General features: G+C 51.3%; 27 protein-coding genes. 14 read left to right on the top strand and 13 right to left on the bottom strand.

Going from position 1 to position 26405, the window contains the following annotated elements:
* Positions 1-7: 7 nt before the first annotated feature.
* Positions 8-1201, bottom strand: coding sequence for a multidrug efflux MFS transporter EmrD (gene emrD, locus BV494_RS17440; protein WP_104923988.1), 1194 nt, complete (start codon positions 1199-1201; stop codon positions 8-10).
* Between the two features lie 308 nt (positions 1202-1509).
* Between emrD and fpr the strand changes: the two genes are divergently transcribed.
* Positions 1510-2256, top strand: coding sequence for a ferredoxin--NADP(+) reductase (fpr, locus tag BV494_RS17435; RefSeq protein ID WP_104923987.1), 747 nt, complete (start codon positions 1510-1512; stop codon positions 2254-2256).
* A gap of 7 nt (positions 2257-2263) precedes the next feature.
* On the opposite strand, the gene BV494_RS17430 is transcribed toward fpr, so the two are convergent.
* Entirely contained in the window at positions 2264-2692 is a 429-nt protein-coding gene (locus tag BV494_RS17430) for a DUF805 domain-containing protein (protein ID WP_104923986.1), read from the bottom strand.
* Between the two features lie 158 nt (positions 2693-2850).
* Between BV494_RS17430 and BV494_RS17425 the strand changes: the two genes are divergently transcribed.
* Both BV494_RS17425 and tpiA read left to right on the top strand, forming a co-directional pair.
* A complete protein-coding gene (locus BV494_RS17425) occupies positions 2851-3456 on the top strand; it encodes a DUF1454 family protein (protein WP_104923985.1) in 606 nt (201 codons plus the stop codon).
* A gap of 127 nt (positions 3457-3583) precedes the next feature.
* The gene (gene tpiA, locus BV494_RS17420) at positions 3584-4351 is read left to right on the top strand and encodes a triose-phosphate isomerase (RefSeq protein ID WP_104923984.1); all 768 of its coding nucleotides are present in this window, start codon (positions 3584-3586) and stop codon (positions 4349-4351) included.
* A gap of 65 nt (positions 4352-4416) precedes the next feature.
* Here the strand turns inward: tpiA and BV494_RS17415 are convergent, their stop codons facing one another.
* From BV494_RS17415 to cpxP, 3 genes are all read right to left on the bottom strand, one after another.
* Positions 4417-5406 carry a sulfate ABC transporter substrate-binding protein gene (locus BV494_RS17415; protein ID WP_104924834.1) on the bottom strand — a complete coding sequence of 330 codons (990 nt, stop codon included), beginning with the start codon at positions 5404-5406 and terminating at the stop codon, positions 4417-4419.
* A gap of 194 nt (positions 5407-5600) precedes the next feature.
* On the bottom strand, positions 5601-6587 hold the full coding sequence (gene pfkA, locus BV494_RS17410) for a 6-phosphofructokinase (RefSeq protein WP_104923983.1): 987 nt from the start codon (positions 6585-6587) through the stop codon (positions 5601-5603).
* Between the two features lie 346 nt (positions 6588-6933).
* On the bottom strand, positions 6934-7443 hold the full coding sequence (cpxP, locus tag BV494_RS17405) for a cell-envelope stress modulator CpxP (RefSeq protein ID WP_104923982.1): 510 nt from the start codon (positions 7441-7443) through the stop codon (positions 6934-6936).
* A gap of 151 nt (positions 7444-7594) precedes the next feature.
* Between cpxP and cpxR the strand changes: the two genes are divergently transcribed.
* From cpxR to trmL, 3 genes are read left to right on the top strand one after another with little or no spacing between them, the layout of a single operon-like run.
* The gene (gene cpxR / locus BV494_RS17400; RefSeq protein WP_104923981.1) at positions 7595-8296 is read left to right on the top strand and encodes an envelope stress response regulator transcription factor CpxR; all 702 of its coding nucleotides are present in this window, start codon (positions 7595-7597) and stop codon (positions 8294-8296) included.
* On the top strand, positions 8293-9663 hold the full coding sequence (gene cpxA, locus BV494_RS17395; protein ID WP_101079902.1) for an envelope stress sensor histidine kinase CpxA: 1371 nt from the start codon (positions 8293-8295) through the stop codon (positions 9661-9663). The genes cpxR and cpxA overlap by 4 nt, the downstream gene beginning before the upstream one ends.
* 37 nt (positions 9664-9700) lie before the next feature.
* On the top strand, positions 9701-10174 hold the full coding sequence (gene trmL, locus BV494_RS17390; RefSeq protein ID WP_104923980.1) for a tRNA (uridine(34)/cytosine(34)/5-carboxymethylaminomethyluridine(34)-2'-O)-methyltransferase TrmL: 474 nt from the start codon (positions 9701-9703) through the stop codon (positions 10172-10174).
* Positions 10175-10233: 59 nt separating this feature from the next.
* Here the strand turns inward: trmL and cysE are convergent, their stop codons facing one another.
* The 5 genes from cysE to BV494_RS17365 all read right to left on the bottom strand — a co-directional run bounded on the left by cysE (position 10234) and on the right by BV494_RS17365 (position 13434).
* Positions 10234-11055, bottom strand: a complete 822-nt coding sequence (cysE, locus tag BV494_RS17385; protein WP_101079904.1) for a serine O-acetyltransferase — start codon at positions 11053-11055, stop codon at positions 10234-10236.
* Positions 11056-11143: 88 nt separating this feature from the next.
* Positions 11144-12163 carry an NAD(P)H-dependent glycerol-3-phosphate dehydrogenase gene (gpsA, locus tag BV494_RS17380; protein ID WP_104923979.1) on the bottom strand — a complete coding sequence of 340 codons (1020 nt, stop codon included), beginning with the start codon at positions 12161-12163 and terminating at the stop codon, positions 11144-11146.
* Complete coding sequence (secB, locus tag BV494_RS17375; RefSeq protein WP_013577602.1) at positions 12163-12633, bottom strand: protein-export chaperone SecB; 471 nt, start codon at positions 12631-12633, stop codon at positions 12163-12165. The genes gpsA and secB overlap by 1 nt, the downstream gene beginning before the upstream one ends.
* 64 nt (positions 12634-12697) lie before the next feature.
* Positions 12698-12949, bottom strand: a complete 252-nt coding sequence (gene grxC / locus BV494_RS17370; protein WP_101079906.1) for a glutaredoxin 3 — start codon at positions 12947-12949, stop codon at positions 12698-12700.
* Between the two features lie 53 nt (positions 12950-13002).
* Positions 13003-13434, bottom strand: a complete 432-nt coding sequence (locus BV494_RS17365; RefSeq protein WP_104923978.1) for a rhodanese-like domain-containing protein — start codon at positions 13432-13434, stop codon at positions 13003-13005.
* Between the two features lie 305 nt (positions 13435-13739).
* Between BV494_RS17365 and gpmM the strand changes: the two genes are divergently transcribed.
* The 3 genes from gpmM to BV494_RS17350 all read left to right on the top strand — a co-directional run bounded on the left by gpmM (position 13740) and on the right by BV494_RS17350 (position 17699).
* A complete protein-coding gene (gpmM, locus tag BV494_RS17360) occupies positions 13740-15284 on the top strand; it encodes a 2,3-bisphosphoglycerate-independent phosphoglycerate mutase (RefSeq protein ID WP_104923977.1) in 1545 nt (514 codons plus the stop codon).
* Between the two features lie 172 nt (positions 15285-15456).
* Positions 15457-16722, top strand: a complete 1266-nt coding sequence (gene envC, locus BV494_RS17355; protein WP_104924833.1) for a murein hydrolase activator EnvC — start codon at positions 15457-15459, stop codon at positions 16720-16722.
* Positions 16723-16724: 2 nt separating this feature from the next.
* Positions 16725-17699, top strand: coding sequence for a divergent polysaccharide deacetylase family protein (locus BV494_RS17350; protein WP_104923976.1), 975 nt, complete (start codon positions 16725-16727; stop codon positions 17697-17699).
* Between the two features lie 51 nt (positions 17700-17750).
* Here BV494_RS17350 and tdh read toward each other — a convergent pair whose 3' ends face one another.
* Both tdh and kbl read right to left on the bottom strand, forming a co-directional pair.
* Positions 17751-18773 (bottom strand): L-threonine 3-dehydrogenase, encoded by a 1023-nt coding sequence (gene tdh / locus BV494_RS17345; RefSeq protein WP_104923975.1) that lies wholly within the window; start codon positions 18771-18773, stop codon positions 17751-17753.
* Between the two features lie 9 nt (positions 18774-18782).
* Complete coding sequence (kbl, locus tag BV494_RS17340) at positions 18783-19979, bottom strand: glycine C-acetyltransferase (protein ID WP_104923974.1); 1197 nt, start codon at positions 19977-19979, stop codon at positions 18783-18785.
* Positions 19980-20221: 242 nt separating this feature from the next.
* Between kbl and rfaD the strand changes: the two genes are divergently transcribed.
* From rfaD to BV494_RS17315, 5 genes are read left to right on the top strand one after another with little or no spacing between them, the layout of a single operon-like run.
* Positions 20222-21154 carry an ADP-glyceromanno-heptose 6-epimerase gene (gene rfaD, locus BV494_RS17335; RefSeq protein WP_104923973.1) on the top strand — a complete coding sequence of 311 codons (933 nt, stop codon included), beginning with the start codon at positions 20222-20224 and terminating at the stop codon, positions 21152-21154.
* Positions 21155-21183: 29 nt separating this feature from the next.
* The gene (gene rfaF, locus BV494_RS17330) at positions 21184-22233 is read left to right on the top strand and encodes an ADP-heptose--LPS heptosyltransferase RfaF (protein ID WP_104923972.1); all 1050 of its coding nucleotides are present in this window, start codon (positions 21184-21186) and stop codon (positions 22231-22233) included.
* Positions 22233-23201, top strand: a complete 969-nt coding sequence (rfaC, locus tag BV494_RS17325; RefSeq protein WP_104923971.1) for a lipopolysaccharide heptosyltransferase RfaC — start codon at positions 22233-22235, stop codon at positions 23199-23201. The genes rfaF and rfaC overlap by 1 nt, the downstream gene beginning before the upstream one ends.
* A gap of 2 nt (positions 23202-23203) precedes the next feature.
* The gene (locus BV494_RS17320) at positions 23204-24118 is read left to right on the top strand and encodes a WaaZ-like lipopolysaccharide core biosynthesis protein (RefSeq protein ID WP_104923970.1); all 915 of its coding nucleotides are present in this window, start codon (positions 23204-23206) and stop codon (positions 24116-24118) included.
* A complete protein-coding gene (locus tag BV494_RS17315; protein ID WP_104923969.1) occupies positions 24093-25259 on the top strand; it encodes an O-antigen ligase family protein in 1167 nt (388 codons plus the stop codon). Before BV494_RS17320 ends, BV494_RS17315 begins: the two co-directional genes overlap by 26 nt.
* 51 nt (positions 25260-25310) lie before the next feature.
* Here BV494_RS17315 and BV494_RS17310 read toward each other — a convergent pair whose 3' ends face one another.
* Positions 25311-26405: a glycosyltransferase family 9 protein gene (locus tag BV494_RS17310; RefSeq protein ID WP_226789984.1), complete on the bottom strand. Its 1095-nt coding sequence runs from the start codon at positions 26403-26405 to the stop codon at positions 25311-25313.

Here is a 26405-nt window from a genome sequence, read left to right as displayed (position 1 = left end):
TTCCATTTCAGACCACGTGACCTTCATGTTGACTGCGGTTCGACATCGGCCACCAGCACAGCAAAATCAGCACGGCCATCGCAAACATCAGCAGACCCAGACTGAACTGACCGGTTTGCGGCAACATCGCTGACATCCACGCCACCAGCCCTGACCCCATATTCTGCAAACCGCCCACCAGCGCCCCTGCCGCACCCGCCAGATACGGAAATGGTTCCATTGCGCCGGTCGTCGCCAGCGGGAATAACATGCCTGCGCCGAAGAAAAACAAAGACGCTGGCACGATCAGCGTCCAGATATTCATAATGCCCAGCCAGCCTGGGATCCACATCAATAGCCCCGCAAGCAGACAGCTGATAACCGAATGCCACATCAGTTGCTGGAAGCTCTTCTCCGTGCGCCCGGCATACCAGGCACCAAAGAATGCGGCCGGGATCGGCAGGATAAACAGAATGCTGACCATCACACCGCTCAGCCCCAACACGCCCCCCATCAGCACGCCGCAGCTGGCTTCAAAGACCGCCACGCCCGCCAGCGCGCCGACCAGCATCACCAGATAACGGCTGAAATTAGCGTCTGCCAGCAACAAACGCAGGCTGCTGAGCATTTTGCGCGGTGGATGATCAGCGGTAAATTCCGGGCGGGTTTCCGGCAACCAGCGGTACATCGAAAACGCGACGCCTGCACACAAAATCAGTAAGAAACCGAAACTCGCCCGCCAGCCTAACCACGCAGCCAGCGCGCCTCCGATAACAGGTGCTAACAGCGGGCTGACCAGAATCCCCATGTTCAGCAAACTGTTAGCATGGCGCAAAGCGCCGCCGCTGTATAAATCACGCGGCATGGTTCTCGCCATCACGCCCGCTACGCCGGTGCCCAACCCCTGCACGGCGCTGGCGGCAATCAGCATATTCAGGCTGGAAGACATCATCGCGCCCGCCGCGCCAATCAGGAAAATCATCAGGCCGGTGAGGATCACCGGTTTGCGCCCCACGTTGTCAGACAACGGACCGTAAATCAGCTGTGAACCGCCGTACGTCAGTAAATAAGCGGCCATAACGCGCTGCACAGCCCCCGGTTTGACGGCCAGACTGGTCGCCATATCGGCGATGTTCGGCACATAAATGGTCTGCGCCATCTGACCGACCGCCACCAGCAAAATCAGCATCACAAGCAGGTGAATATTTTTCAGATTTTTCATTTTTCAGTTCGTTATCAGATAAGATTGGGAATGTGCAGAACAAATAACCAGTAAAACCGCCGATAATACGGCGGCGCATAAGTTAACAAATTCAGATGAATAAGCGAGGGTTGAGGCAAACTCTCCTGATATTTTGCTGGCAGCGGCAGGAGCCAGATCTGTAACGCAGAATGTACAGAAATCGATACCGGCTAACGGACGCAGAACAGGCTGATAACATTTAACCGATAAGGGATCCGAAAAATTTGAAATAAAATCAGCGCATAGATTCGCTATGCATGACGAAATCAGAAACGACGGGAGTTTTTATGGCTGATTGGGTGACGGGAAAAATCAAAAAAGTTGAGCACTGGACGGACAATTTGTTCAGCATCACGGTCAATGCGCCAGTCGACTCTTTTACCGCAGGTCAGTTTGCCAAACTCTCTCTGGAAATCGATGGCGAACGGGTTCAGCGCGCGTATTCCTACGTCAATCCGCCTTCCTGCGCGGACCTGGAGTTTTATCTGGTCAACGTGCCGGAAGGAAAACTCAGCCCGCGTCTGCATGTGATGCAACCCGGCGACGAAATTCATGTCACTAAAGAGGCCGCCGGTTTTTTCGTCATTGATGAGGTTCCGGAATGCGACACCCTGTGGATGCTCGCGACCGGCACCGCCATCGGACCCTATCTGTCGATTTTGCAGGAAGGGATGGGTCTTGAGCGTTTCAAAAATATTGTGCTGGTTCACGCCGCGCGCTTTGCCGCCGATCTCAGCTATTTGCCGCTGATGCAGGAATTGCAGCGTCGTTATGAAGGCAAGCTGCATATTCAGACCGTCGTCAGCCGTGAGGAAATCTCAGGCTCGCTGACCGGCCGTGTCCCGGCGCTGATTGAAAACGGCACGCTGGAAGCGGCTGTCGGCCTGAAGATTAACGCGGACGACAGCCACATCATGCTCTGCGGAAACCCGCAGATGGTTCGCGATACCCAGCAGGTGCTGAAAGACTTGCACGGCATGCGCAAACACCTCAAACGCAAACCGGGCCATATGACCAGCGAGCATTACTGGTAAGCGTGATTTATGCGGATTTAAATCTGACGTCTTCCGGTTCCGGGCCAAAGCGATTTGTGCCCGGCGTACCAACGAAAGCCCCGCAGTCGATAATCAGCATGATGAAAATCACCGAAGGTGCCAGCCGTCCTAATACCCAACTCCACGTCTGTGGCATCGCCGCCGCCCAGTTTCCGGCCACCAGCATCCACGCCAGCACAAACAGTAACGCCCACCAGGCCGACTTATTCCGATCATGCAACCTTTTCACCAGCACCGCCGCCGTTGGCCACAGCAGAACGACCAGCGCGAAACCCGCGGTCTGATAGGTAATCCAAAGCTTTGCGGCAAAGAAGAAATCGGCGACCATCAGCACCAGCCAGCTGATCATCCAAAGCCAAAAATCGCGTCGGCCCAGGCGGCCGTTAAAAGAAAACAGTGCGTGCTGTAACGTCATTGACCGTCGGTTCCCTAAATAACAATGAGAGGAAAATGTTAAAACAGGGCGAGTGTACCTGATGCGTCCTAACGGAGAGAATGTTTACGCACTCCTTTTGACATTGCCCCCCGATCACCGCTTTAATCGGTCTGTTAACATAAAAAAAGAAACGTCCTATGACTGTTGCTAAATCGATTTTACAGCTGGCTTTGCCGGTATTGCTGATCCTCGCGAACCAGAATATCGCTCTTGCCAATCCGCCAGCGGATCATTCCGGCGCAGAAGAAATGCCGAAAGCCCCGTATCTGCTGGCAGGTGCGCCCACATTTGAAACCACGCTGATTAATTTCCGCGCCAAATACAATGAAGCCAATCCGACTCAGCAGATTGGCGAATTCCGTGCGATCAGTGAACCCGCCAACAGCTCACTGACCCGCGCAGCCAGCAAGATTAACGAAAATCTTTATGCCTCCACCGCGCTGGAAAAAGGCACCGGCAAAATCAAAACGCTGCAAATTACCTATTTGCCGATTCAGGGCTCCGAAGAAAAAGCTGCCCGCGCGCTGGCTGTCCGCTATATGGCAAATCTGATGCGCCAGTTCGATGCCACGCTTTCGCCGGAACAAAGTCTGGCGAAAGTGACCTCCCTGATTGAAAAAGGGAAAGGTCAGCAATTCTATAAACAGGAAGTCGGGGCGGTGCGTTTCGTCATTTCAGACAATGGTGAAAAAGGCCTGACGTTTGCCGTTGAGCCGGTAAAACTGGCGCTGGCTGAGCCCTGAGATAACGGTTTTTAATGACAAAAAGCAAAGCCTTTATGGTCAATGATCTCTATACTGTCGGACAGGTAATCTGCTTGTTTGGCAGAAATTTTAATCGACACTCGCGTCCCCTTTTGGAGGAAAAAACATGCGACATCCATTAGTGATGGGTAACTGGAAGCTTAACGGCAGCACCCACATGGTTAACGAACTGATTGCTGCTCTGCGTACCGAGCTAAGCACCGTTGTAGGTTGTGGCGTTGCAATTGCTCCACCAGAAGTTTACCTGTCACAGGCTAAACACGCTCTGGCCGGCAGCCGTATCGCGCTGGGTGCTCAGAACGTTGATGCTAACCTGTCTGGCGCATTCACCGGTGAAATCTCTGCCGACATGCTGAAAGATATCGGTGCGAAATACATCATCATCGGTCACTCAGAACGCCGCACTTACCACAAAGAAAGCGACGAATTCATTGCCAAGAAATTTGGCGTGCTGAAAGAAGCGGGTCTGATCCCTGTTCTTTGCATTGGTGAAACTGAAGCTGAAAACGAAGCCGGTAAAACTGAAGCCGTTTGCGCTAAGCAACTGGACGCAGTACTGAACACCCTGGGCGCGAAAGCGTTCGAAGGCGCAGTGATCGCTTACGAACCCGTATGGGCTATCGGTACAGGCAAATCAGCGACCCCAGCTCAGGCTCAGGCCGTTCACAAATTCATCCGTGACCACATCGCTAAACAAGATGCTGCGGTTGCTGAACAAGTTATCATCCAGTACGGCGGTTCTGTTAACGCGGCTAACGCTGCTGAACTGTTCACTCAGCCAGACATCGATGGCGCACTGGTTGGCGGCGCATCACTGAAAGCTGACGCTTTCGCCGTGATCGTTAAAGCCGCTGCAGAAGCAAAACAAGCGTAAGCCTGTTTCTTCTGAGCACAAAAAACCCCGGAATTCCGGGGTTTTTTATTGCCTGTAAAGTAGGATTAACGCTTGCTGATTTGGTCGAAAATCCCGTCAGTCGCGAAGTGATCTTTCTGCGCCTGAGCCCAGGTTCCTGCAACATCACCAATGGTGAACAGTTTCAGTTTAGGGAATTCAGCGTCGAATTTCTTCTCAACAACCGGGTCACGCGGACGATAGTAGTTTTCAGCCGCAATAGTCTGGCCTTCCGGTGAATACAGGTACTTCAGATACGCTTCAGCCACGGTGCGGGTATCACGCTTATCGACGACTTTATCCACCACAGAAACCGTTGGCTCTGCCAGAATCGATTCGCTTGGCGTTACGATTTCAAACTTGTCTTTGCCCACTTCTTTGGTTGCCAGCAGCGCTTCGTTTTCCCAGGCAATCAGCACATCACCAATGCCGCGTTCCACAAAGGTATTTGTCGCGCCGCGGGCACCGGAATCCAGCACTTCCACGTTTTTATACAGCGCTTTCACAAAATCCTGAGCTTTGGCTTTGTCATTGTTGTTGTGATGCAGGGCATAGCCCCACGCAGCCAGATAGTTCCAGCGCGCGCCGCCCGACGTTTTAGGATTTGGGGTGATCACCGACACGCCCGGTTTGATCAAATCATTCCAGTCGTGAATTTGTTTTGGGTTGCCTTTGCGTACCAGGAATACGATGGTCGACGTGTAAGGTGCAGAGTTATCTGGCAGACGGGTGATCCAGTTTTTATCAATACGGCCGCGTTCAGCGATAGCATCGACGTCATACGCCAGCGCCAGAGTCACGACATCCGCTTCGATACCGTTAATGACAGACGTTGCCTGCTTGCCTGAGCCGCCATGTGACTGACGAACGGTCACAGTATCCCCGGTTTTACCCTGCCAGTATTTGCTGAATGCTTTGTTGTATTGTTCATAGAGCTCACGGGTTGGATCGTATGACACATTCAGAATCTGAATGTCTTTGGCAATCGCCCCGGTTGCTACCAACAGCAATGCCAGACCTGCACCCCATTTACGCATACGCATCGCACTCTCTCCCAGAAATAGTTTTTATGGATTTCATCAATTTGATCGGATGAACAGAGCGTGCCAGAGAAAAAGAAAACAACTAAAGAATAAAAGGTTTTTTTCTATTACTTTCTGGAATAACCAGAAACAGGCCGAAAAAAAACCTCCCGTGAAGGAGGTTCTTAGCGTCAGGCAAGAAGCTGTTTTTAGAACAGTTTTTTCGCTGTGTCGTACCAGTCTTCTTTGAACTTACTTTTCTTGTTCTCCGGAGAAATACACACAGAGATCAGTTCGTGAACCATTTTCTCGTTTTGAACACCGACGCAGTAACCGCCTTTGCCGTAGTCACGACCTTCTTCCATCAGCAGGTCTACCGCGTAAGCGCCCATGCGGGACGCTAAAATACGGTCATAAGCCACCGGTGCGCCACCACGCTGGATGTGGCCCAGTACGGTGCCACGGGTTTCACGACAGGTTTCTTTCTCGATGTATTTAGCCAGCTCATCGATATCATCTAACTTTTCAGTGATGGCGACGATAGCGTGCTTTTTACCTTTCGCGATGCCGGCTTTGATTTCAGCAACCAGATCATCACGTTTGAATTCAACTTCAGGAATAGCGATAAATTCGCAACCACCGGCAATTGCCGCAGCCAGAGTCAAATCGCCGCAGTAACGGCCCATCACTTCAACGATAGAGATACGCTGGTGAGAAGAAGATGTGTCACGCAGGCGGTCGATAGCTTCAACCACAGTACCCAGTGCAGTGAAGAAACCGATGGTGTAGTCAGTACCGGCAACGTCGTTGTCGATGGTGCCTGGCAGGCCGATACAGCGGATGCCGCCTTCTTTGGTCAGCAGGTCGGCACCGGCATAAGAACCGTCACCGCCGATAACGACGAGGCCGTCGATACCGCGATCTTTCAGGTTTTGCAGGGCAACTTTACGCATATCCGCATCACGGAATTCAGGGAAACGCGCTGAACCCAGGAAAGTACCGCCACGGTTGATCATGTCTGAAACGCTGTAGCGGTCGAGTTCTCTCATGCGGTTTTCGTACATGCCGAGGTAGCCATCTTCAATACCGAAAACTTCCAAACCTGCTGATAAAGCCGCTCGCACAACGCCACGAATCGCAGCATTCATGCCTGGGGCATCGCCACCGCTTGTCAGTACACCAATTTTTTTGATCATGACTACCTCTGAACTTGTAGATGCAATTTCTTAAGAATCTTGAGCCTGCCTGTTGGGCGGATTTAACTTATGCAGCCAAAGGGCTTATTAGCGTTTGAGCCTATAGTATAACAAAACACCGAAGCTGAATTGATTCAAGTCAGCAAGAACACGCATACAACGCTCTGTACATCGCAATTTACTGATTCATACGGCTTTTACAAGATATTTCCGGTTGGTTACGCGCAGATTTCCATCTTGTTAATTTCCGGTTTTGTGAAACATTTCCAAATTGCTGACAAAAAAAACCCCACCTTTCGGTGGGGGAAGACAGGGATGGTGTCTATGGCAAGGAAAAACAGGGATCTTACTCGGTCGTGCTGGTACTACTCGTCTTCTGGGCAGAAGGGGTTTGTAAGCCAGAAAGCTGTGCCTGCATTTCTTTCATGCGTTGCTCGTGCTTCTGGTTCAGTACGTCTTTTTGCGCAGGAGTCAGAAGATTAAACATCTGATTGCGGATGCGAGCCATTTCTACCTGGCGATCCACTTGTTCCTGAGCCATTAATTCGGCTTGGGCTCTTACAGCGGCCTGATCAAATTTTTCAGCAGTCACCAGCCTGTGCATAGTTTCCACTTGTTCTACATTTACATGAGGCAAATCTTTACGGGCCTGATGCATTAGGTCGCGCATTTGTTGGCGCTGTTGCTCTGTCAGATTCACACCGTCAAACAGTGTGTTGCGTTCCTGAGGCTTATCCAACAACGTGCTATCATGTTCTGCTGGCATCGCCGACACTGGTTTTGCGCCATCTGCTAAAACGACACCTGAACTCAGCGTCAGAAGCGTGGCCAAACCCATTGAAGCTGCCTTAAACATCACATACTCCTACAGTCTTTATCGCTCATCGCGAATCATTGAAAAGCAGTCTAAACCTGCTGCTGCAAACAAGCGTCAGTGCTTGTAAAAGTACGTAAAGTCATGGAATAGCGGCAATTGATGACGTATTTTGCGTCTAGAGGTAAATACAATGAATAAAATTTTGTTAGTTGATGATGACCGTGAACTGACTTCACTTTTGAAAGAATTGCTCGAAATGGAAGGCTTTAATGTTGTGGTTGCTCATGACGGTGAGCAGGCATTAGAGAAAGTCGATAATACCATCGACCTTTTGCTGCTTGACGTCATGATGCCGAAGAAAAACGGCATTGAAACCCTTAAAGAATTACGCCAGCGCCACCAGACGCCGGTGATTATGCTGACCGCCCGTGGCAGTGAATTAGACCGCGTTCTCGGCCTCGAGCTGGGTGCCGATGACTATCTGCCAAAACCGTTTAACGACCGTGAACTGGTTGCACGTATCCGTGCCATGTTGCGCCGTTCCAACTGGAGCGAGCAGCAACAAACCAATGAAAACAATGGCTCGCCAACGCTGGAAGTCGACGGGCTGCAACTTAACCCGGGCCGCCAGGAAGCCAGTTTTAAGGGTGAAGCGCTGGATTTAACCGGCACAGAATTTACCCTGTTGTATTTACTGGCAAAACATCTCGGACAGGTCGTTTCACGCGAACATCTGAGCCAGGAAGTGCTGGGTAAACGTCTGACGCCGTTTGACCGTGCCATCGATATGCATATTTCTAATTTGCGCCGTAAATTGCCCGATCGTCAGGACGGACATCCGTGGTTTAAAACCTTGCGCGGACGCGGTTATCTGATGGTTTCTGCTTCATGATAAACAGCCTTACGGCACGTATCTTTGCCATTTTTTGGTTCACATTAGCGCTGGTGCTGATGTTGGTATTGATGGTGCCGAAACTCGATTCTCGCCAGATTACGCCGTTGCTCGATAACGAACAGCGGCAAGGCCTGATGATTGAACAACATGTCGAAGCCGAACTCGCCACCGATCCTGCCAATGACCTGATGTGGTGGCGCAGGCTGTTCCGCGCGATCGATAAGTGGGCTCCGCCTGGCCAGCGTTTGTTGCTGGTCACCAGCGAAGGCCGCGTCATCGGTGCTCAGCGCAATGAAATGCAGATTGTGCGTAACTTCATCGGTCAGTCTGACAACTCCGATCGTCCGAAGAAAAAGAAATATGGCCGCGTCGAAATGGTGGGGCCTTTTTCAGTTCGCGATGGTGAAGACAACTATCAGCTTTACCTGATGCGTCCGGCCAGCAGCTCTCAGTCTGATTTCATCAATCTGATGTTTGACCGACCTTTGCTGCTGTTAATCGTCACAATGTTGATCAGCGCACCGCTTCTGCTCTGGCTGGCATGGAGTCTGGCGAAACCTGCGCGTAAGTTGAAAAACGCCGCAGATGACGTCGCACGGGGAAATCTCAAGCAACACCCTGAGCTCGAATCCGGACCGCAGGAATTCCTCGCGACCGGTGCCAGTTTCAACCAGATGGTCAGCGCGCTCGAACGCATGGTGACTGCACAGCAACGGTTGATTTCGGATATCTCACACGAACTCCGGACTCCGCTGACGCGTCTTCAGCTGGCTACTGCGCTGATGCGTCGTCGTCACGGTGAAGGCAAAGAGTTGCAGCGTATCGAGAACGAGGCGCAGCGTCTGGACGGCATGATCAATGACCTGCTGGTGTTATCGCGCAGTCAGCATAAGAATGAGCTATCGCGGGAAACCCTGAAGGCCAACGAATTGTGGGCTGGTGTGATTGATGATGCGCAGTTTGAAGCCGAGCAGATGGGTAAAACCCTTGAAGTGACCTCACCTCCGGGCCCGTGGAAACTCATCGGCAATGCGGCTGCGCTCGACAGTGCGCTGGAAAACATTGTGCGCAACGCCCTGCGTTATTCACATCACCACATCGCACTGAACTTCGCTCACGACAACGAAGGTATCACCATCACCGTGGATGACGACGGCCCCGGTGTCAGTGAAGAAGATCGCGAACAAATTTTCCGTCCATTCTACCGGACTGATGAAGCACGCGATCGTGAATCAGGCGGCACCGGCCTCGGGCTGGCCATTGTGGATACCGCTGTTCAGCAGCACAGAGGCAAGGTTAAAGCCGAAGACAGCCCGCTGGGTGGCCTTCGTTTGATTATCTGGCTGCCGCTGCACCAGCGTTGAGTTTCTGCTATTCTGCGTCCCTCTATCAGGGGGACGCATGCTTAACATCGTTTTATTTGAACCAGAAATCCCGCCAAATACCGGCAATATTATCCGTTTGTGTGCCAACACCGGATGTCAGCTTCATCTCATCGAGCCGTTGGGTTTCGGCTGGGACGATAAGCGTCTGCGCCGTGCCGGGCTCGATTATCACGAATTCGCGCATATCAAGCATCACGCAAACTACGACGCCTTTCTCAGCAGCGAAAATCCGCAGCGCCTGTTCGCATTGACCACCAAAGGCACGCCCGCTCACAGCAGCGTAAGCTATCAGGATAATGATTTCCTGCTGTTTGGTCCGGAAACACGCGGCCTGCCTGCAACGATTTTGGATGCACTGCCTGCCAGACATAAGATCCGTATTCCGATGCTCGCAGAAAGCCGCAGCATGAACTTGTCGAATGCTGTTTCTGTGGTGGTTTACGAGGCCTGGCGCCAGCTGGGATATCCCGGAGCTTTACTCAAAGAGTAAACCGGAAGAGAAAGGATGAAGTGGACGATGGCATGCATGAACATGCCATCGGAAATCTGTCAGATACCGTCGCCGAATTCAAAACCCTGCGCGATACCGTTGAAGTGCTGATCCATATCCATTGAAGGTCGTTCGCTCTCAGGCCGTCCGACGATGCGTGCAGGAACACCTGCTGCCGTGGTGTGCGCCGGAACGGACTGCAATACGACAGAACCCGCCCCGATTTTTGCCCCTGCACCGACTTCGATATTGCCGAGGATTTTCGCGCCCGCGCCAATCATCACGCCTTCACGAATTTTCGGATGGCGGTCGCCGACCGTTTTGCCCGTCCCCCCGAGCGTGACCGATTGCAGAATCGACACATCGTTCTCAACCACGGCCGTTTCACCGATGACAATCCCGGTGGCGTGGTCAAACATGATGCCGCAACCAATACGCGCCGCCGGGTGAATATCCACGCCGAAGGAGACAGAAATCTGGTTCTGGAAATAAATCGCCAGCGCTTTGCGATCCTGCTTCCACAGCCAGTTACCGATGCGATACGCCTGAAGCGCGTGAAAACCTTTGAGGTAAAGCAATGGCGTGGAGAATTTGTCGACCGCCGCATCACGCTGATGCACCGCCAGAATATCGCGTGCCGCGGAGAGGATCATTTGCTCGTCGTTGCGGTAAGCCTCTTCGACCACTTCACGAATCGCCATCGCCGGCATGATTGGGTTTCCCAGCTTGTTAGCCAGAATGTAGCTCAGCGCGCTGCCCAGCGTTTCATGTTTGAGTAACGTCGCATGGAAAAAGCTGGCCAGCATCGGTTCACACTCAGCCAGTGCTCTCGCCTCTGATTTAATGTTATTCCAGACCAGTTCTAATTCTTCTAGCGACATCACTTTTCCTTACGACTTAGCAGGTTTTAATAATAAAAAGCCGCCCTGTCGGGAAACCCAACAAGGTGGCTATGCTTCATGTCGCCTTTCAGTGGCTGTGTTTTTCGTCCTTGCTCGCACGGGCAAGCAGACTGATGGCCGCCTCACGGGCATCTTTACCGCAGTACAACACCTGGTAAATCTGTTCCGTAATCGGCATCTCAACGTTATTACGCTGAGCCAGCGCCCGTACTTCTTTCGTGTTGCGATAGCCTTCAACAACCTGACCGATGGTGTCCTGGGCAGTCTGAACATCTTTGCCCTGTCCCAGCATAATGCCGAAACGACGGTTACGTGACTGGTTGTCTGTGCAGGTTAACACCAAATCGCCCAGCCCCGCCATGCCCATAAATGTCGCAGGATCAGCACCCAGTGCGGAGCCCAGACGGGTCATTTCGGCCAGACCACGGGTGATCAGTGCAGTTCGGGCATTCGCACCAAAGCCAATCCCATCGGACATACCGGCTCCAATGGCGATGACGTTTTTAATCGCGCCGCCAAGCTGTACGCCGATAAAATCAGGATTGCTGTAAACCCGGAAACTCTTGCCGCAATGCAGCAACTGCTGAAGATCTTCCGCAAAACTCGCATCGGTGGCTGCCAGCGAAATAGCTGTCGGCATACCGGCAGCCAGCTCTTTAGCAAATGTCGGCCCGGAAACCACGGCTAACGGAATCGCATCACCCAGCTCTTCACGCGCGACATCCTGCAACAAGCGTCCGGTTTCTGCCTCAAGCCCTTTCGTCGCCCACACTACGCGCGCATCGGTGCGCAAATGCGGTTTCAGCTGACGCAGGACGTCACCAAAAACGTGGCTCGGCACAACAACCAGTACATTACGGCTGGCCGCTAACGCGACGGACAGATCGGTTTCGAGCAGCAGATTTTCGGGGAACGAAACATCAGGAAGGAATTCCTGATTACAACGGGCTTGTTGTAAGGCATTGATGTGATCGGGATTGTGTCCCCAGAGCACAACGGGATGGCCATTTCTGGCGAGAGTAATCGCTAAAGCGGTGCCGTAAGATCCGGCACCGATAACAGTCATTGACGCATTGACGGTTTTCATCAGGCATCCTGATGCGGTTCAGCACCTTCGCCTTCAGCTTGCTGTTGCAGATAGTTCATGAACAGAGCGTCGAAGTTAACAGGTGCCAGGTTCAGTTGCGGGAAGGTACCGCGTGAAACCAGGCTGGTGATGCACTCACGCGCATACGGGAACAAAATGTTCGGGCAGTATGCACCCAGGCAATGTGCCATCTGGTTGCCATCAATACCGGAGATAGTGAAGATACCACCCTGTTGAACTTCGCACAGGAATGCAGTTTCGTCACCCAGTGAAGAAGTTACGGTCACACGCAAGACGACTTCATATACGCCTTCAGCCAGCTGGCTGGAAGCCGTATCAAGATCCAGTTTCACTTCCGGCTGCCAGTCCTGCTGGAAAACCTGAGGAGCATTTGGCGCTTCGAAAGAAATATCTTTGGTGTAGATACGTTGGATCTGGAAAGCCATCTCGGTGTTGTTTTGTTCTGACATGTGAGTAGTACCCTCGAGTTAATAGTCCTTTTAAACACTTAATGAAAATACGTGGCTACCGGAATTAACCCAGCAAAGGGTCAAGTCCACCACGCGCATCAAGTGCATGTAAATCATCGCAACCGCCCACGTGCTGTCCGTCGATAAAAATCTGAGGAACAGTCGAACGACCGCTGCGGGCAATCATTTTTTCACGCGTATCTGCGTCACCGTCAATAGCGATTTCATCGAATGAAGCGCCTTTGCTATTGAGCAGGGCTTTCGCACGATGGCAATAAGGACAGGTTGCCTTGGTATAGATTTCAATTTTAGCCATGGGTTCCACCTTTGAGTCGTAGATTTTAGTGCCGTTGCGACGGGGTCTGAATCTTACTTACCGCGTGCTAAAGGCAGGTTTTCACCGCTCCAGCCGCTGATACCTTCTTTTAACGTGAAAACACGTTCGAAACCGGCCGCGATCAGGCCTTCTGCCGCCGTACGGGAAGTCTGGCCGGTAGCGCAAACAACGATAACCGGTTGCGCTTTATGCTTGCTCAGCTCGCCCAGGTTATTGTTTTTAATGTCTGCACTCAGCACATTTTGGGATTCTGCGATGTGGCCTTTGCGGAATTCTTCACGCGCGCGAACATCGACAACAACAGCATCTTCTTTGTTGATCAGGCGGGTTGCTTCGCCACGCGTGATCTCTTTCACTTTAGAAAAACGTGTTTTAAAGGTGGTCACAATTACTGCAATCAGTAACGCAACCCACGCCAGGCTGAGAACCGGATGCGCACTGATGAATGGCATAATATCTTGCATGGGGTGTAGCAACTCCCGTCAGTTGGGGGAAAATTCAAGGCCTCAGAGTATACCTGCGCGTCGGCGCAAATACAGCCAGTATGCGCGGGCTAATGCCACAAACTGCGGCACATCCCGAAAAATTAACACGCCTTTATGCCGAAAGTTAACGCCCGCCGCGCTCCATCTTTGATCTCCCACGGCTATTCCCCTTTCAGCGCTGGGGTAAAATCAGCCCGCTTAAATGCACGTAGCCACGCCTGTTTATTCACGTCGAGCTGGCGAGCCTATTGAGCATTTCATCTTTTAAATTGAGGTCAATTGACATGTCGAGCAATAAAAAACCGATGGTTCTGGTTATTCTTGATGGCTACGGATTTCGCGAAGAACAACAAGATAACGCGATTCTGAATGCAAAAACGCCGGTCATGGATAAGCTGTGGGCGACTCAGCCACATACCCTGATTGCTGCGTCAGGTCTGGACGTGGGTCTGCCTGATGGCCAGATGGGCAACTCCGAAGTGGGCCACGTCAATTTAGGCGCGGGCCGTATCGTTTATCAGGATCTCACCCGCCTGGATAAAGAAATCAAAGAAGGCGACTTCTTTAATAATAGCGTACTGACCGGCGCGGTTGATCGCGCAATCAGCGCAGGCAAAGCCGTTCACATTATGGGTCTGCTGTCCGCAGGCGGCGTTCACAGCCACGAAGACCACATCATGGCGATGGTCGAACTGGCTCACCGCCGTGGCGCGAAAGCCATTTATCTGCACGCGTTCCTGGATGGCCGCGACACACCTCCGCGCAGCGCTGAAGCCGCATTAAAACGTTTCTCTGAGAAATTTGCAGAAATCGGCACCGGCCGCATCGCGTCTATCGTGGGTCGTTACTTCGCGATGGACCGTGATAATCGCTGGGATCGCGTGCAACTGGCTTATGACCTGATGTCTCAGGCCAAAGGCGCATTCACAGCGGACAACGCTCTGGCAGGCTTGCAGGCCGCTTACGCCCGTGACGAAAATGATGAGTTCGTGAAACCTACCGTGTTGCAGGCTGCCGGCGAAGAAACCGCAGCAATCAATGACGGCGACGCGATGATCTTCATGAACTTCCGTGCTGACCGTGCGCGCGAAATCACCCGTGCCTTCATCAACACCGACTTCGACGGTTTTTCCCGCGAAAAAGTGATCAACTTCGGCGATTTCATCATGCTGACCGAATACGCCGCTGATATTAAAGCTGCCTGCGCGTACCCGCCTGCATCACTGAAAAACACGCTGGGCGAATGGCTGATGGCACATAAGAAAACTCAGCTCCGTATCTCCGAAACTGAGAAATATGCCCACGTCACCTTCTTCTTCAACGGTGGTATGGAAGATCCGTTTGAAGGTGAAGACCGCATTCTGGTGAAATCACCGAACGTCGCGACCTATGATTTACAACCGGAAATGAGTTCAGCAGAACTGACCGACAAACTGCTGGGCGCGATTGCCAGCGGCAAATATGACACGATCATCTGTAACTATCCGAACGGTGACATGGTTGGCCATACCGGTGTTTATGACGCTGCCGTCAACGCGGTAGAAGCGCTGGATCAATGTGTTGCTCAGGTTGTGGATGCGGTTAAAGCGGTCGGCGGGCAACTGCTGATCACCGCCGATCACGGTAACGCAGAGCAAATGCGTGACCCGGCAACCGGCCAGGCGCACACAGCGCATACCAGCCTGCCGGTTCCGCTGATTTATGTGGGCGGCAACGCGCAAGTCATCGAAGGCGGGAAATTGTCTGATATTGCGCCGACCATGCTCTCCCTGATGGGGATGGAAATCCCGGCTGAAATGAGCGGCAAACCCCTGTTTATCGCACGCTAATTTCCGTTAAGAAAGCCGATTTAAGGCGTATCAGCGCAGGCTGGTACGCCTTTTTTGTTTGTGCATCAGCCGGTTGATTAGTGGTACGATAAGATAAGGGACAGCCATATTGTCTATCATCCACGGTCGACAAGCGGAAAAAAGTTTGAGCAAATTCATTCATTTCAGCCTGATGAGAACCCGCCTTTCCGCTCCGGACAAGGTCGTATCTGCTTTCCCATCTCCAGCCTTATTACTTTGCGCTTCATTGTTAACTCTCTCCGTGAGTGTGCACGCTGACGAAAACAAAGATCAGCTCAAAACCATCCAGCAGAACATTGCGGAAAAAGAGAAAAGCGTAAAGCAGCAGAAACAGCAGCGCGGAACGTTGTTGCAACAGTTGCAGGCACAGGAAAAAACCATTGCCTCAGCCAGCACCCAGTTGCGCGGGACGCAGTCGACACTGGCGACGCTGAATAAAGATATCGCCGGGCTGAATGCCTCTATTGATAAACTGCAAAAACAACAGAAAACGCAGGAAGCCATTCTTGCAAAGCAGCTGGATGCGGCATTCCGTCTCGGCCAGCACAAAGGCCTGCAACTGCTGTTAAGCGGTGAAGAGACCGAACGCAGCGAACGCATCATGGCCTATTTTGGCTATCTGAATGAAGCCCGCCAGAAAACCATCGAAGAACTCAAACAAACGCGCACCAAACTGGCCGAGCAGCGGGTTTCCCTGCAATCGAAAGAAACTCAGCAAAAAAGCCTGTTAGGCGAGCAGCAAACGCAGCAACAAAAACTTGAACAGGCCCGTTCGGCGCGAAAACAAACGCTGACCGCGCTGGAATCCTCGTTGCAAAAAGACGAGCAAAGCCTGACAGAGTTGCGCGCCAACGAAGCCAGTTTGCAGAATAAAATTGCCGCCGCAGAACGCGCTGCAAAAGCCCGTGCCGAGAAGGAAGCGCGCGAAGCCGCCGCCGTCCGTGCGAAAGAACAGCAGGCGAAGAAAACCGGCACCACCTATAAGCCGACCCAAAGTGAGCAATCACTGATGGCGCGTACCGGTGGCCTGGGAAGGCCGTCCGGTCAGAATATTTGGCCGGTTAACGGTTCGTTGATACACCGTTTCGGCGAACAGCTGCAGGGTGAACTACGCTGGAAAGGTATTGTTATTTCAGCCAGAGAAGGCAGCGACGTCCGGGCAATTGCCGACGGTCGCGTCATTCTGGCTGACTGGTTACAAGGGTACGGGCTGGTTGTGGTTATCGATCACGGCAGAGGTGATATGAGTCTGTACGGGTACAACCAGGATGCGTTAGTCAGCGTCGGTGATCAGGTCAGAACCGGCCAGGCCGTTGCTAAAGTAGGAAACAGCGGCGGACAGGGCCAGCCATCGCTGTATTTTGAAATTCGTCGTCAGGGTCAGGCAGTTAATCCACAGCCGTGGTTGGGAAGATAGCATTGCGATATAAAAAGTCCGTTTTAGCTGCGCTTTGTGGTACTGCGTTATTCGTTTGTCAGGTTCAGGCAGCGAAGTTATCCATCCTGATAGATGACTTTGGTTATCGCCAGCATGAGGAAAACCAGGTACTCCAGATGCCAAAAGCGGTATCCGTAGCGATTTTCCCCAATGCGCCAGATTCGCAGATGATGATGAACAAAGCCCATCAGCAGGGCCGTGAAATCCTAATCCACCTGCCGATGGCACCGCTGAGTAAACAACCGCTGGAAAAAAATACGCTGACGCCGTCCATGAGCGCGGCCGAAGTGAAGCGGATTGTCGATCAGGCCATCAGCAATATCCCTTACGCCATCGGCATCAATAACCATATGGGCAGCGCCATGACGTCCAGCCTGACAGGCATGGAAAACGTCATGCAGGCCATGAATGCCCATAATTTGTTTTTCCTCGACAGCATGACTATTGGCAACACTCAGTCGGTTAAAGCTGCTCAGGGCACCCGCGTGAAGGTCATCAAGCGCAATGTCTTTTTAGATGATGTGCAAAATGAAGCCGAAATACGCCGCCAGTTCGAACGCGCGATTCAGTTAGCCCGCAAGAATGGTTATGCGATTGCCATCGGGCACCCGCATCCGACCACGGTGAAAGTGCTGCAACAAATGCTGCCGAACTTGCCGTCCGATATTGTGCTGGTGCGTCCGAGTGATTTGTTAGATGAAGCCCAGCGCGCCGCGCCGTCGGGTAAACCGGTGAATATCCCGCCTGCTAAACCATCACGCAAAGGCATCAGCCAGTGCCGCATTAAACATCCTGTACAGCCCGTTTATGCCGGCAGCCTGTTTAGCGTCGTGGGAGAAAGCCTGCAATCACTGCCAGCCGTCCAGTTCGTTGAACGCCAGTATGGGGTTTTGGTGAGTTTTATTGATAAACCGGCCGCCGCGCAAGTGGAGCCGGTTGCTGCTCCTAAGAAATAATATCTCAGAGCCTCCTGAACGCGGGAGGCCCTGCAACTCGGCATTACAACACTACCAGTCCAGAATCACTTTTCCGGAATGCCCTGAACGCATTGCATCAAAGCCTTTCTGGAAATCATCAATCGGGAAGTGATGCGTAATTAGCGGTGTCAGGTCTAAACCAGACTGGATCAGCGCCGCCATTTTGTACCAGGTTTCAAACATTTCCCGGCCATAAATCCCTTTGATGAACAGCCCTTTGAAGATGACCTGATTCCAGTCGATAGCCATTTCGGTCGACGGAATACCCAGCATCGCAATACGCCCGCCGTGGTTCATGGCATTGAGCATGCTGCGAAACGCCGCCGGTGCGCCGGACATTTCGAGTCCCACGTCAAAACCTTCGGTCATGCCAAGCTCTTCCATGACGTCCGGCAAACTCTGCTGGCTGACATTCACCGCGCGGGTCACGCCCATTTTACGGGCCAGCTCCAGACGGTATTCATTCATGTCCGTGATCACCACATGGCGTGCACCGACATGTTTGCAAATCGCCGCCGCCATAATACCAATCGGCCCCGCGCCGCTGATCAGAACATCTTCCCCGACCAGATCAAACGACAAAGCAGTATGCACAGCGTTGCCTAATGGGTCGAAAATAGCCGCAAGATCGTCGGAAATATTGTCCGGAATTTTGAAAGCATTAAAGGCAGGCAAAACCAGATATTCCGCAAAAGCGCCGGGACGGTTAACGCCCACACCTTGTGCATTTCGGCATAAATGCGTGCGGCCGCCACGGCAGTTTCGGCAATGACCACAGGTAATGTGCCCTTCACCTGAAACCCGGTCGCCAATACTAAAACCTTTCACTTCCTGACCAATTCCCACGACTTCGCCGACATATTCATGCCCGACCACCATCGGTACCGGAATGGTTTTTTGCGACCACGCATCCCAGTTGTAGATATGCACATCCGTTCCGCAGATGGCGGTTTTGCGGATTTTGATCAGCAGATCGTTATGTCCCATCTCCGGCACCGGCGCGTCGGTCATCCAGATGCCTTCTTCACGTTTCAGTTTTGCTAAGGCTTTCACAGGCACTCCTCAGGCGATCACGCCAAGTTTTTTGCCAATTTGTGTGAAGGCGCTGACCGCCTTTTCGATTTGTTCCGTGCTGTGCGCGGCAGACATTTGTGTGCGGATACGCGCCTGCCCTTTTGGCACCACGGGATAGAAGAAGCCGGTGACGTAAATACCTTCCTGCTGTAGCAGTGCGGCAAATTCCTGCGCCAGCCGTGCTTCGCCGAGCATCACGGGAATAATGGCGTGATCGGCTCCGGCCAGCGTGAAACCAGCAGCGGTCATTTTTTCACGGAAGAGTTTGGCATTACGCAGCAACTTTTCACGCAGCTCGCTGCCGGCTTCCAGCATCGACAGGACTTTCAGGGAAGCGGAGACAATCGAAGGAGCCAGAGAGTTTGAGAAAAGATAAGGACGGGAACGCTGACGAAGCCAGTCGATCACTTCCTGACGCGCGGCAGTATATCCGCCGGATGCGCCGCCCAGCGCTTTGCCGAGCGTGCCGGTGATAATATCCACGCGGCCCATAACATCACAATATTCGTGCGTTCCGCGCCCTTCCGCGCCAACAAAACCGACGGCATGGGAATCATCCACCATGACCAGCGCATCAAAACGCTCCGCCAGATCACAAACGCCTTTCAGATTGGCAATAACGCCATCCATCGAAAACACGCCGTCTGTCGCCACGAGAATATGCCGCGCGTCGTCCTTTTTCGCCTGCTCCAGACACGCCTCAAGTTCGGCCATATTGTTATTGGCATAGCGATAACGTTTAGCCTTACAAAGACGAACCCCGTCAATAATCGACGCGTGGTTCAGCGCATCAGAAATAATCGCATCTTCTTCGGTGAGCAGCGTTTCGAATAATCCGCCGTTGGCATCAAAGCAGGAGGAATACAAAATGGCGTCGTCCATTCCCAGAAAATCTGCCAGGCGATGTTCGAGTTCTTTGTGAGTATCTTGCGTGCCGCAAATAAAACGTACCGACGCCATGCCAAAACCGTGGCTGTCGAGCCCCGCTTTTGCGGCCTGAAGTAATTCCGGATGGTTTGCCAGCCCGAGGTAGTTATTCGCGCAAAAATTGATGACCGGCTTGCCGCCCGCGACGGACACTTCGGCCTGCTGCGGCGTGGTCAGAATGCGTTCTTCTTTAAACAGCCCTTCGGCACGCGCCTGGTCAAGCTGATCTTCTAACTGGCGATAAAACGAAACAGACATACAGTATTCTCCTGAAATGACTCATTCACGGAATACCTTACTAATCTGCCTGCGAAATAACGATGGAACTGCTCACAAAATCTTAGTTTTGCAGCATAGTTCACGCCTTACCGTCTGAAACACAAGAATGCGAGTTATCGGACACCTTCCCAATGTGAGCTTCATAATGAAGTGTTATGATATTACCCACTGTATAAGCTGCGCATGGTGCGCGGCTCTTCAAAAGATTAAAGGTGAATCCCATGATAATCGTCACTGGCGGCGCTGGTTTTATCGGCAGCAATATTATTAAATCGCTCAATGATATGGGATACCGCGATATTTTGGTGGTTGATAACCTGAAAGACGGCACCAAATTCGTCAATCTGGTTGATCTGGATATCGCAGACTACTGCGACAAAGAAGATTTCATTGCCAGCATTGTTGCCGGCGACGATCTGGGTGATATCGACGCGATTTTCCATGAAGGCGCGTGCTCTTCCACGACCGAGTGGGACGGCAAATACATGATGGATAACAACTATCAGTATTCGAAAGATATCCTGCATTATTGCCTGGATCGCAGCATTCCATTCCTTTACGCCTCTTCCGCCGCCACTTACGGCAGCCAGAGCGCCAGCTTTGTAGAAGACCGTAAATACGAGCAACCGCTGAACGTCTACGGCTACTCCAAATTCCTGTTTGACCAGTATGTTCGCGAAATTCTGCCTCAGGCTGATTCGCAGATCTGTGGTTTCCGTTACTTCAACGTCTACGGACCGCGTGAAGGCCATAAAGGCAGCATGGCCAGCGTGGCATTCCACCTGAACAACCAGATCAACGCCGGCGAAAATCCGAAATTATTCTCAGGCAGCGAAGGTTTCAAACGTGATTTCATCTACGTAGGCGATGTTGCCGCCGTAAACCTGTGGTTCTGGCAGAACGGTGTTTCCGGTATCTTCAACTGCGGGACTGGCCGTTCAGAATCGTTCCAGGCTGTTGCAGATGCCGTGGTTGCGTACCACAAATCTGGCGATATCGAATACATTCCTTTCCCGGAAAAACTGAAAGGCCGCTACCAGTCCTTTACGCAGGCCGATATGACCGCGCTGCGTAATGCCGGTTACGACAAACCGTTCAAAACGGTCGCTGAAGGCGTAACGGAATACATGAGCTGGCTTAACCGCACAGTATAAGTCCGCTGATTGAGGAATGGATTAACGGTATGAAAATACTGGTAATTGGGCCGTCGTGGGTCGGTGACATGATGATGTCACAAAGTCTCTACCGCACGCTGAAAGCTGCGCACCCGGAAGCGCAAATCGACGTGATGGCACCCGCATGGTGCCGTCCTTTGCTCGACCGGATGCCGGAAGTGCGTCAGGCACTGCCAATGCCGCTGGGTCACGGTGCTCTGGAACTCGGGGAGCGCCGCCGTCTGGGCATTTCGCTGCGTGGCGAACACTATCAGCGCGCCTTTGTGCTGCCTAACTCGTTCAAATCGGCACTGGTTCCGTTCTTTGCCCGCATTCCTCAGCGAACCGGCTGGCGTGGCGAAATGCGTTATGGCCTGCTCAATGATCTGCGGGTTCTCGATAAAGCCGCCTTTCCTCTGATGGTTCAGCGCTATGCCGCGCTGGGATATAACGCACAACAAATCCGCACCGCTGCCGATTTACCGCAGCCGGTTCTCTGGCCGAAATTACAGGTGTCAGAAGCTGAAGTTGCGGCGGTCAAAACCTCATTTGCTGTCGACGACAGCAGGCCGCTTATCGGTTTTTGTCCGGGCGCTGAATTTGGTCCGGCAAAGCGCTGGCCGCACTATCATTACGCCGCTCTGGCCGAAAAACTGATTGGCGAAGGCCAGCAGGTCGTGCTCTTCGGTTCTGCGAAAGACCACCCGGCAGGAGAACAAATCCGCCTTGCCCTGACCGAAAGCGCGCAGCCTTTCTGCCTGAATCTGGCAGGAAAAACGTCGCTGGATCAGGCCGTAGTAATGATTGCAGCCTGTCAGGCCGTGGTCAGCAATGACTCAGGGCTGATGCATGTTGCCGCCGCGCTGGATAAACCGCTGGTTGCCCTGTACGGGCCGAGCAGCCCGGATTTCACCCCGCCGCTCAGCCATCAGGCCAAAGTGATCCGCCTCATTACCGGCTACCATAAAGTCCGTAAAGGCGATGCGGAAGAAGGCTATCATCAGAGTCTGATCGACATTCAGCCGGAACAGGTTTATCAGGAATTAAGTCAGTTATTGAATTCAGGGAAGGGGCTGTAATGCGGGTTCTCATCGTCAAAACATCGTCAATGGGTGACGTTCTGCATACTCTCCCGGCACTGACCGATGCCATGCAGGCCATCCCCGGTATCCGCTTTGACTGGGTGGTGGAGGAAGGTTTCACACAAATTCCCGGCTGGCATCCGGCGGTCGATCGCGTGATCCCGGTAGCAATCCGGCGCTGGCGCAAGAACTGGTTTGGTTCTGAAACCCGCCAGCAACGCTGTGATTTCAAACGTGAAGTGCAATCGCGGACTTATGATGCCGTCATTGACGCACAAGGCCTGATCAAAAGCGCGGCGCTGATTACCCGTGTCGCAAAAGGCGAAAAGCACGGTCAGGATTGCAAAAGTGCCCGCGAGCCTTTTGCCAGCTGGTTCTACAATCAGCGTCATGAAATCGATAAAAAACAACATGCTGTAGAACGCACCCGCGAGCTTTTCGCAAAAAGTCTGGGCTATGAAAAGCCTGCGGTTCAGGGCGACTACGCCATCGCCGCGCGCTTCCTTTCACATCCTCCCGAAGATGCGGGCCAGTATCTGGTTTTCCTCCACGCCACTACCCGCGCGGATAAACACTGGCCGGAAGAACACTGGCGCGAACTGATCGGCCTGTTCAGTACGCACAATATCCGTATCAAACTACCGTGGGGCGCGGAACACGAGTATCAGCGTGCACTGCGACTTGCAGAAGGTTTCCCCTTCGTTGAAGTATTACCGAAATTAAGCCTGCAAAATGTGGCCGAAGTGCTGGCAGGGGCAAAAGCCGTGGTTTCAGTCGATACCGGCCTGAGTCATTTGACGGCTGCGCTGGATCGCCCCAATATCACGCTTTACGGCCCGACAGATCCGGGACTTATCGGCGGATACGGGAAAAATCAGTTTATTTGCCGCCCGTTCTCCGGGAATCAAATGGCGGATATTCTTCCGCAACAGGTAAAAGCACTGCTTGATGAGGAGGTCGGTTAATCGTGGGATCTTTTTTCAAACAGGTTTACCGATATACCCATCCACGGTCATACAGGCACAATGAAAATTTATGGCCCTATATGAAAATAGGCAGGGCAACGACGGGTGAAATAAATCAACTCGAGTATCGCGGACAGCCAGTACCTATCGCCGATCTTTCCTCATTAAAAGGGAAGTTTTCCGGGCCGATAATGCTGGCGGCAACCGGCCCATCTGTAAACGAAATTGATTTTACCCAACCGCCTCTCCCGGTTCCCGCTTTTGGCGTTAACGGGGCATGGTCTCTGAGCAAATTTTTTGAATTCTCATTTTACGTTATTGTAGATATGGGGTTCTTCGATAAAAAGCCTGAAATCGTGGCTAATATTGTCGCTGCTCGCGGTTTAATCTTATTCACCACGGCGCATGGCATAGCCAGAATCATTGATCGTATCGGGCTAGGGAATATTCAGTGCACATTAGCGCTTATCGAAGATGCTGCCTGTAAAATTTACCAGTCCTCACTCAAACCCCATGAGCTAAAAGACTTTTATATAAAAGACAGCTCAACTGCGTTTACTCAGAGCCGCCCAGATATCGGTTTTTCAACCGATATTCGTCAGGGAATTTTTGATGCCGGTACCGTAATTTACTGGGCATTGCAGATTTCACTGTATCTCGGTTTTACCGAATTGTTCATCGCCGGCCTGGATATGAACAACTTTGATAAACCCCGGTTTTATGAAAGCCAAAGCGAAAAGCAACCCACGAACCTTAAGGGTATTTTTACAAACCTTGTTTTACCTGCATTCGAACATGCCAGCTTATTACTTAAAGATAAGAAGATAAGAGTTATTAATCTTTCAGTTAATAGTGCTATTCCAGACTACATTTTTGAAAAGGTTTCATATAATGATGCATTTTTTAAAAAGAATTAATGCAGAGCATCTTTATTATTTATTTTTTACATTATTTCTTTTCTTTAGTGCGATTTTTTGTGGCTACACAAGATCGACAAATCTCTTCCATTTATCAGGAGTAGTTTTCCTTTTCCTTATTTTCAGAAACAAAGCCTTCCGCGATACCCTGCTACACAAAAAACAAATGCTTTACGGTCTGGTTTTTTGCTCAATCTATCTTGTGTATTTCTCATTAAGTACACTTTGGGGCGACATTCCGTCTAATCTTGAGTCGGCTTTAACGCACAGTTTATACATTCTGCTCTTTGTCGCCATGGTCGCAACAATACTCAGTAGCGAGAAAAGAGAGATTGCGCTCGCAGCCATAATTTTTGGGTTCGTTGCTTTGGCACTTTTCTTAATCATTGTGGATTACCAAAACTTACTGACCAATCGTCTGATGAGTTCTGTCTCCCCCGGGCCGAGTAACGTTATTGATGTCGGCGGATACTTCTCAATCGGGATAATCCTGTCATTGCTGGCGTTCAAAGAAAGCAAGAAGCCTGTATTTATCGTTACGGCGTCTATACTTTTCATCGCATTATTATTTACGCAAAGCCGGGGGCCCTTTATTGCCCTGGTGATTTCTCTGCTCGTAACATCCCACTACAAAATACTTTCCAGGAAAAACGTTTTCATTGCCGCCATCGTGCTGGCCGTTGTCATTACAGTCATGTCATATATCGGTATTACTGAAATGGTCATAGAACGTTTTCAGGAGTTGTCATCGCAGATTTACTTACGTCTCAGTATCTGGAGACATACGTTTGAAGTGATTTCTCCTGACATAATTTTCGGTTATGGTTTTGATAAGAGCCTGAATTTCATCAACTACAGTGGTGAACACGTCACGACAACCCACAGTTTGTATCTGGGCGCTATGCTGAAAGGTGGCTTGGTCGGTTTAGTTTCACTCCTGATGCTGCTGAGTTATATCGCTTACCGGGCGTTTTGCTACATCAAGGAAGACAGACGTTTTGAAGCGGCTATCTTCATCTTTATGCTGATTTTTTATCTTTCTCAGGGAATGTTCAATATCGGTAATCCCAGCGAAAGCTGGTACTTATTCTGGTTCCCGATAGGTGTGTTACTGGCCGGAGAGATAAGAAAAGTTAGATAGTATGTGGTGAAACTGAGCAAGGGAATAATCACCATTCCCTTGCTCTCTTAATCAGCGCGGTAACAAGAGTTCAATTCTTTCCAGAACATCTTCAGCATTAATAATAGCCAAAGGCTGTATCTTAATATCTGCGGCAAGATTTTTGATATCAGTGGAAACGCGCATGATCTGATGCAATTCCCTATCCTGATAAGGGCCCGTGTGATCCGGATTTGCTGTCACAAACAGGCTGACGGTTTTTGTTTTCAGCGCGACAGCAAGATGCAGAGGACCGGTATCACCGGTAACGAGCACATCCATATTTTCGATTATGCCCATCAGTTGCTTCAGATCGGTTTTGCCGATATAGCTGGTTACCCTTCTTGCTTCATCTTCCGACAATGAATTCAGGAAGAATTTCTCATAAGCCAGTTCCTTTTTCGTCCCAATCAGAGCCACTTCATACTCTGGCCCCAGTTGGAATAGTGCTTTGGCAAGCTCTGAGAATTTAGAAATCGGCCAGCACCTTATCGGTTCAGAGGCACCCATCTGAAAACCAATAATTTTCTTCCCGTTTTCTTTATTAAGATGCGGGAAATCAACAGGAATAACCATTTCCTTATTAGAGGTATCACACCCTAACAAACTGCACATATTCAACTTTCGCTGAATCAGATGGCAACTTAAAACCGAGCCTTCATTAACCAGCCACTTCTCCATACCAATCTTCTTACCGCCATAAATATCTTTGACGATATAGTGGGAACCGGACATCACTGCACTCAGAATGTCGTAGGGTGCTTTCGAGTGTAATATTACCGTTAACTCAGGTTGCCGCTCTCTGAGGCGAGAAACCAGTTTCCGGACGTATTTTACTTTCTCATCCCAATAGACAATCCGGTCAAAAAAATGGCTCCCTTCGACGAGCGTTTTATTCTTTTCACTGGAAACCAGCGTAATAAATGCGTCCGGATAACGTTGTCTTATCGCGCGAATCGCAGGCGTATTGAACATTAAATCGCCGAGCGCGGTGGTCGAGTAAATGGCAATGCTTTTGAAATTCTCTTCGGGCGAGAATGACGTCCGGCTTTTAAGGGTAGGTTTAACTTTTACATAGCAATGTAAGAAAAGATTAACCCAAAACGTTTTCATTCTTTTCTGCGACAT

The sequence above is a fragment of the Rahnella sikkimica genome (assembly GCF_002951615.1).
Classification (GTDB): domain Bacteria; phylum Pseudomonadota; class Gammaproteobacteria; order Enterobacterales; family Enterobacteriaceae; genus Rahnella; species Rahnella sikkimica.
Note: the sequence above shows the minus strand (reverse complement) of the source record. Positions and strands in the feature narration are given on the sequence as shown.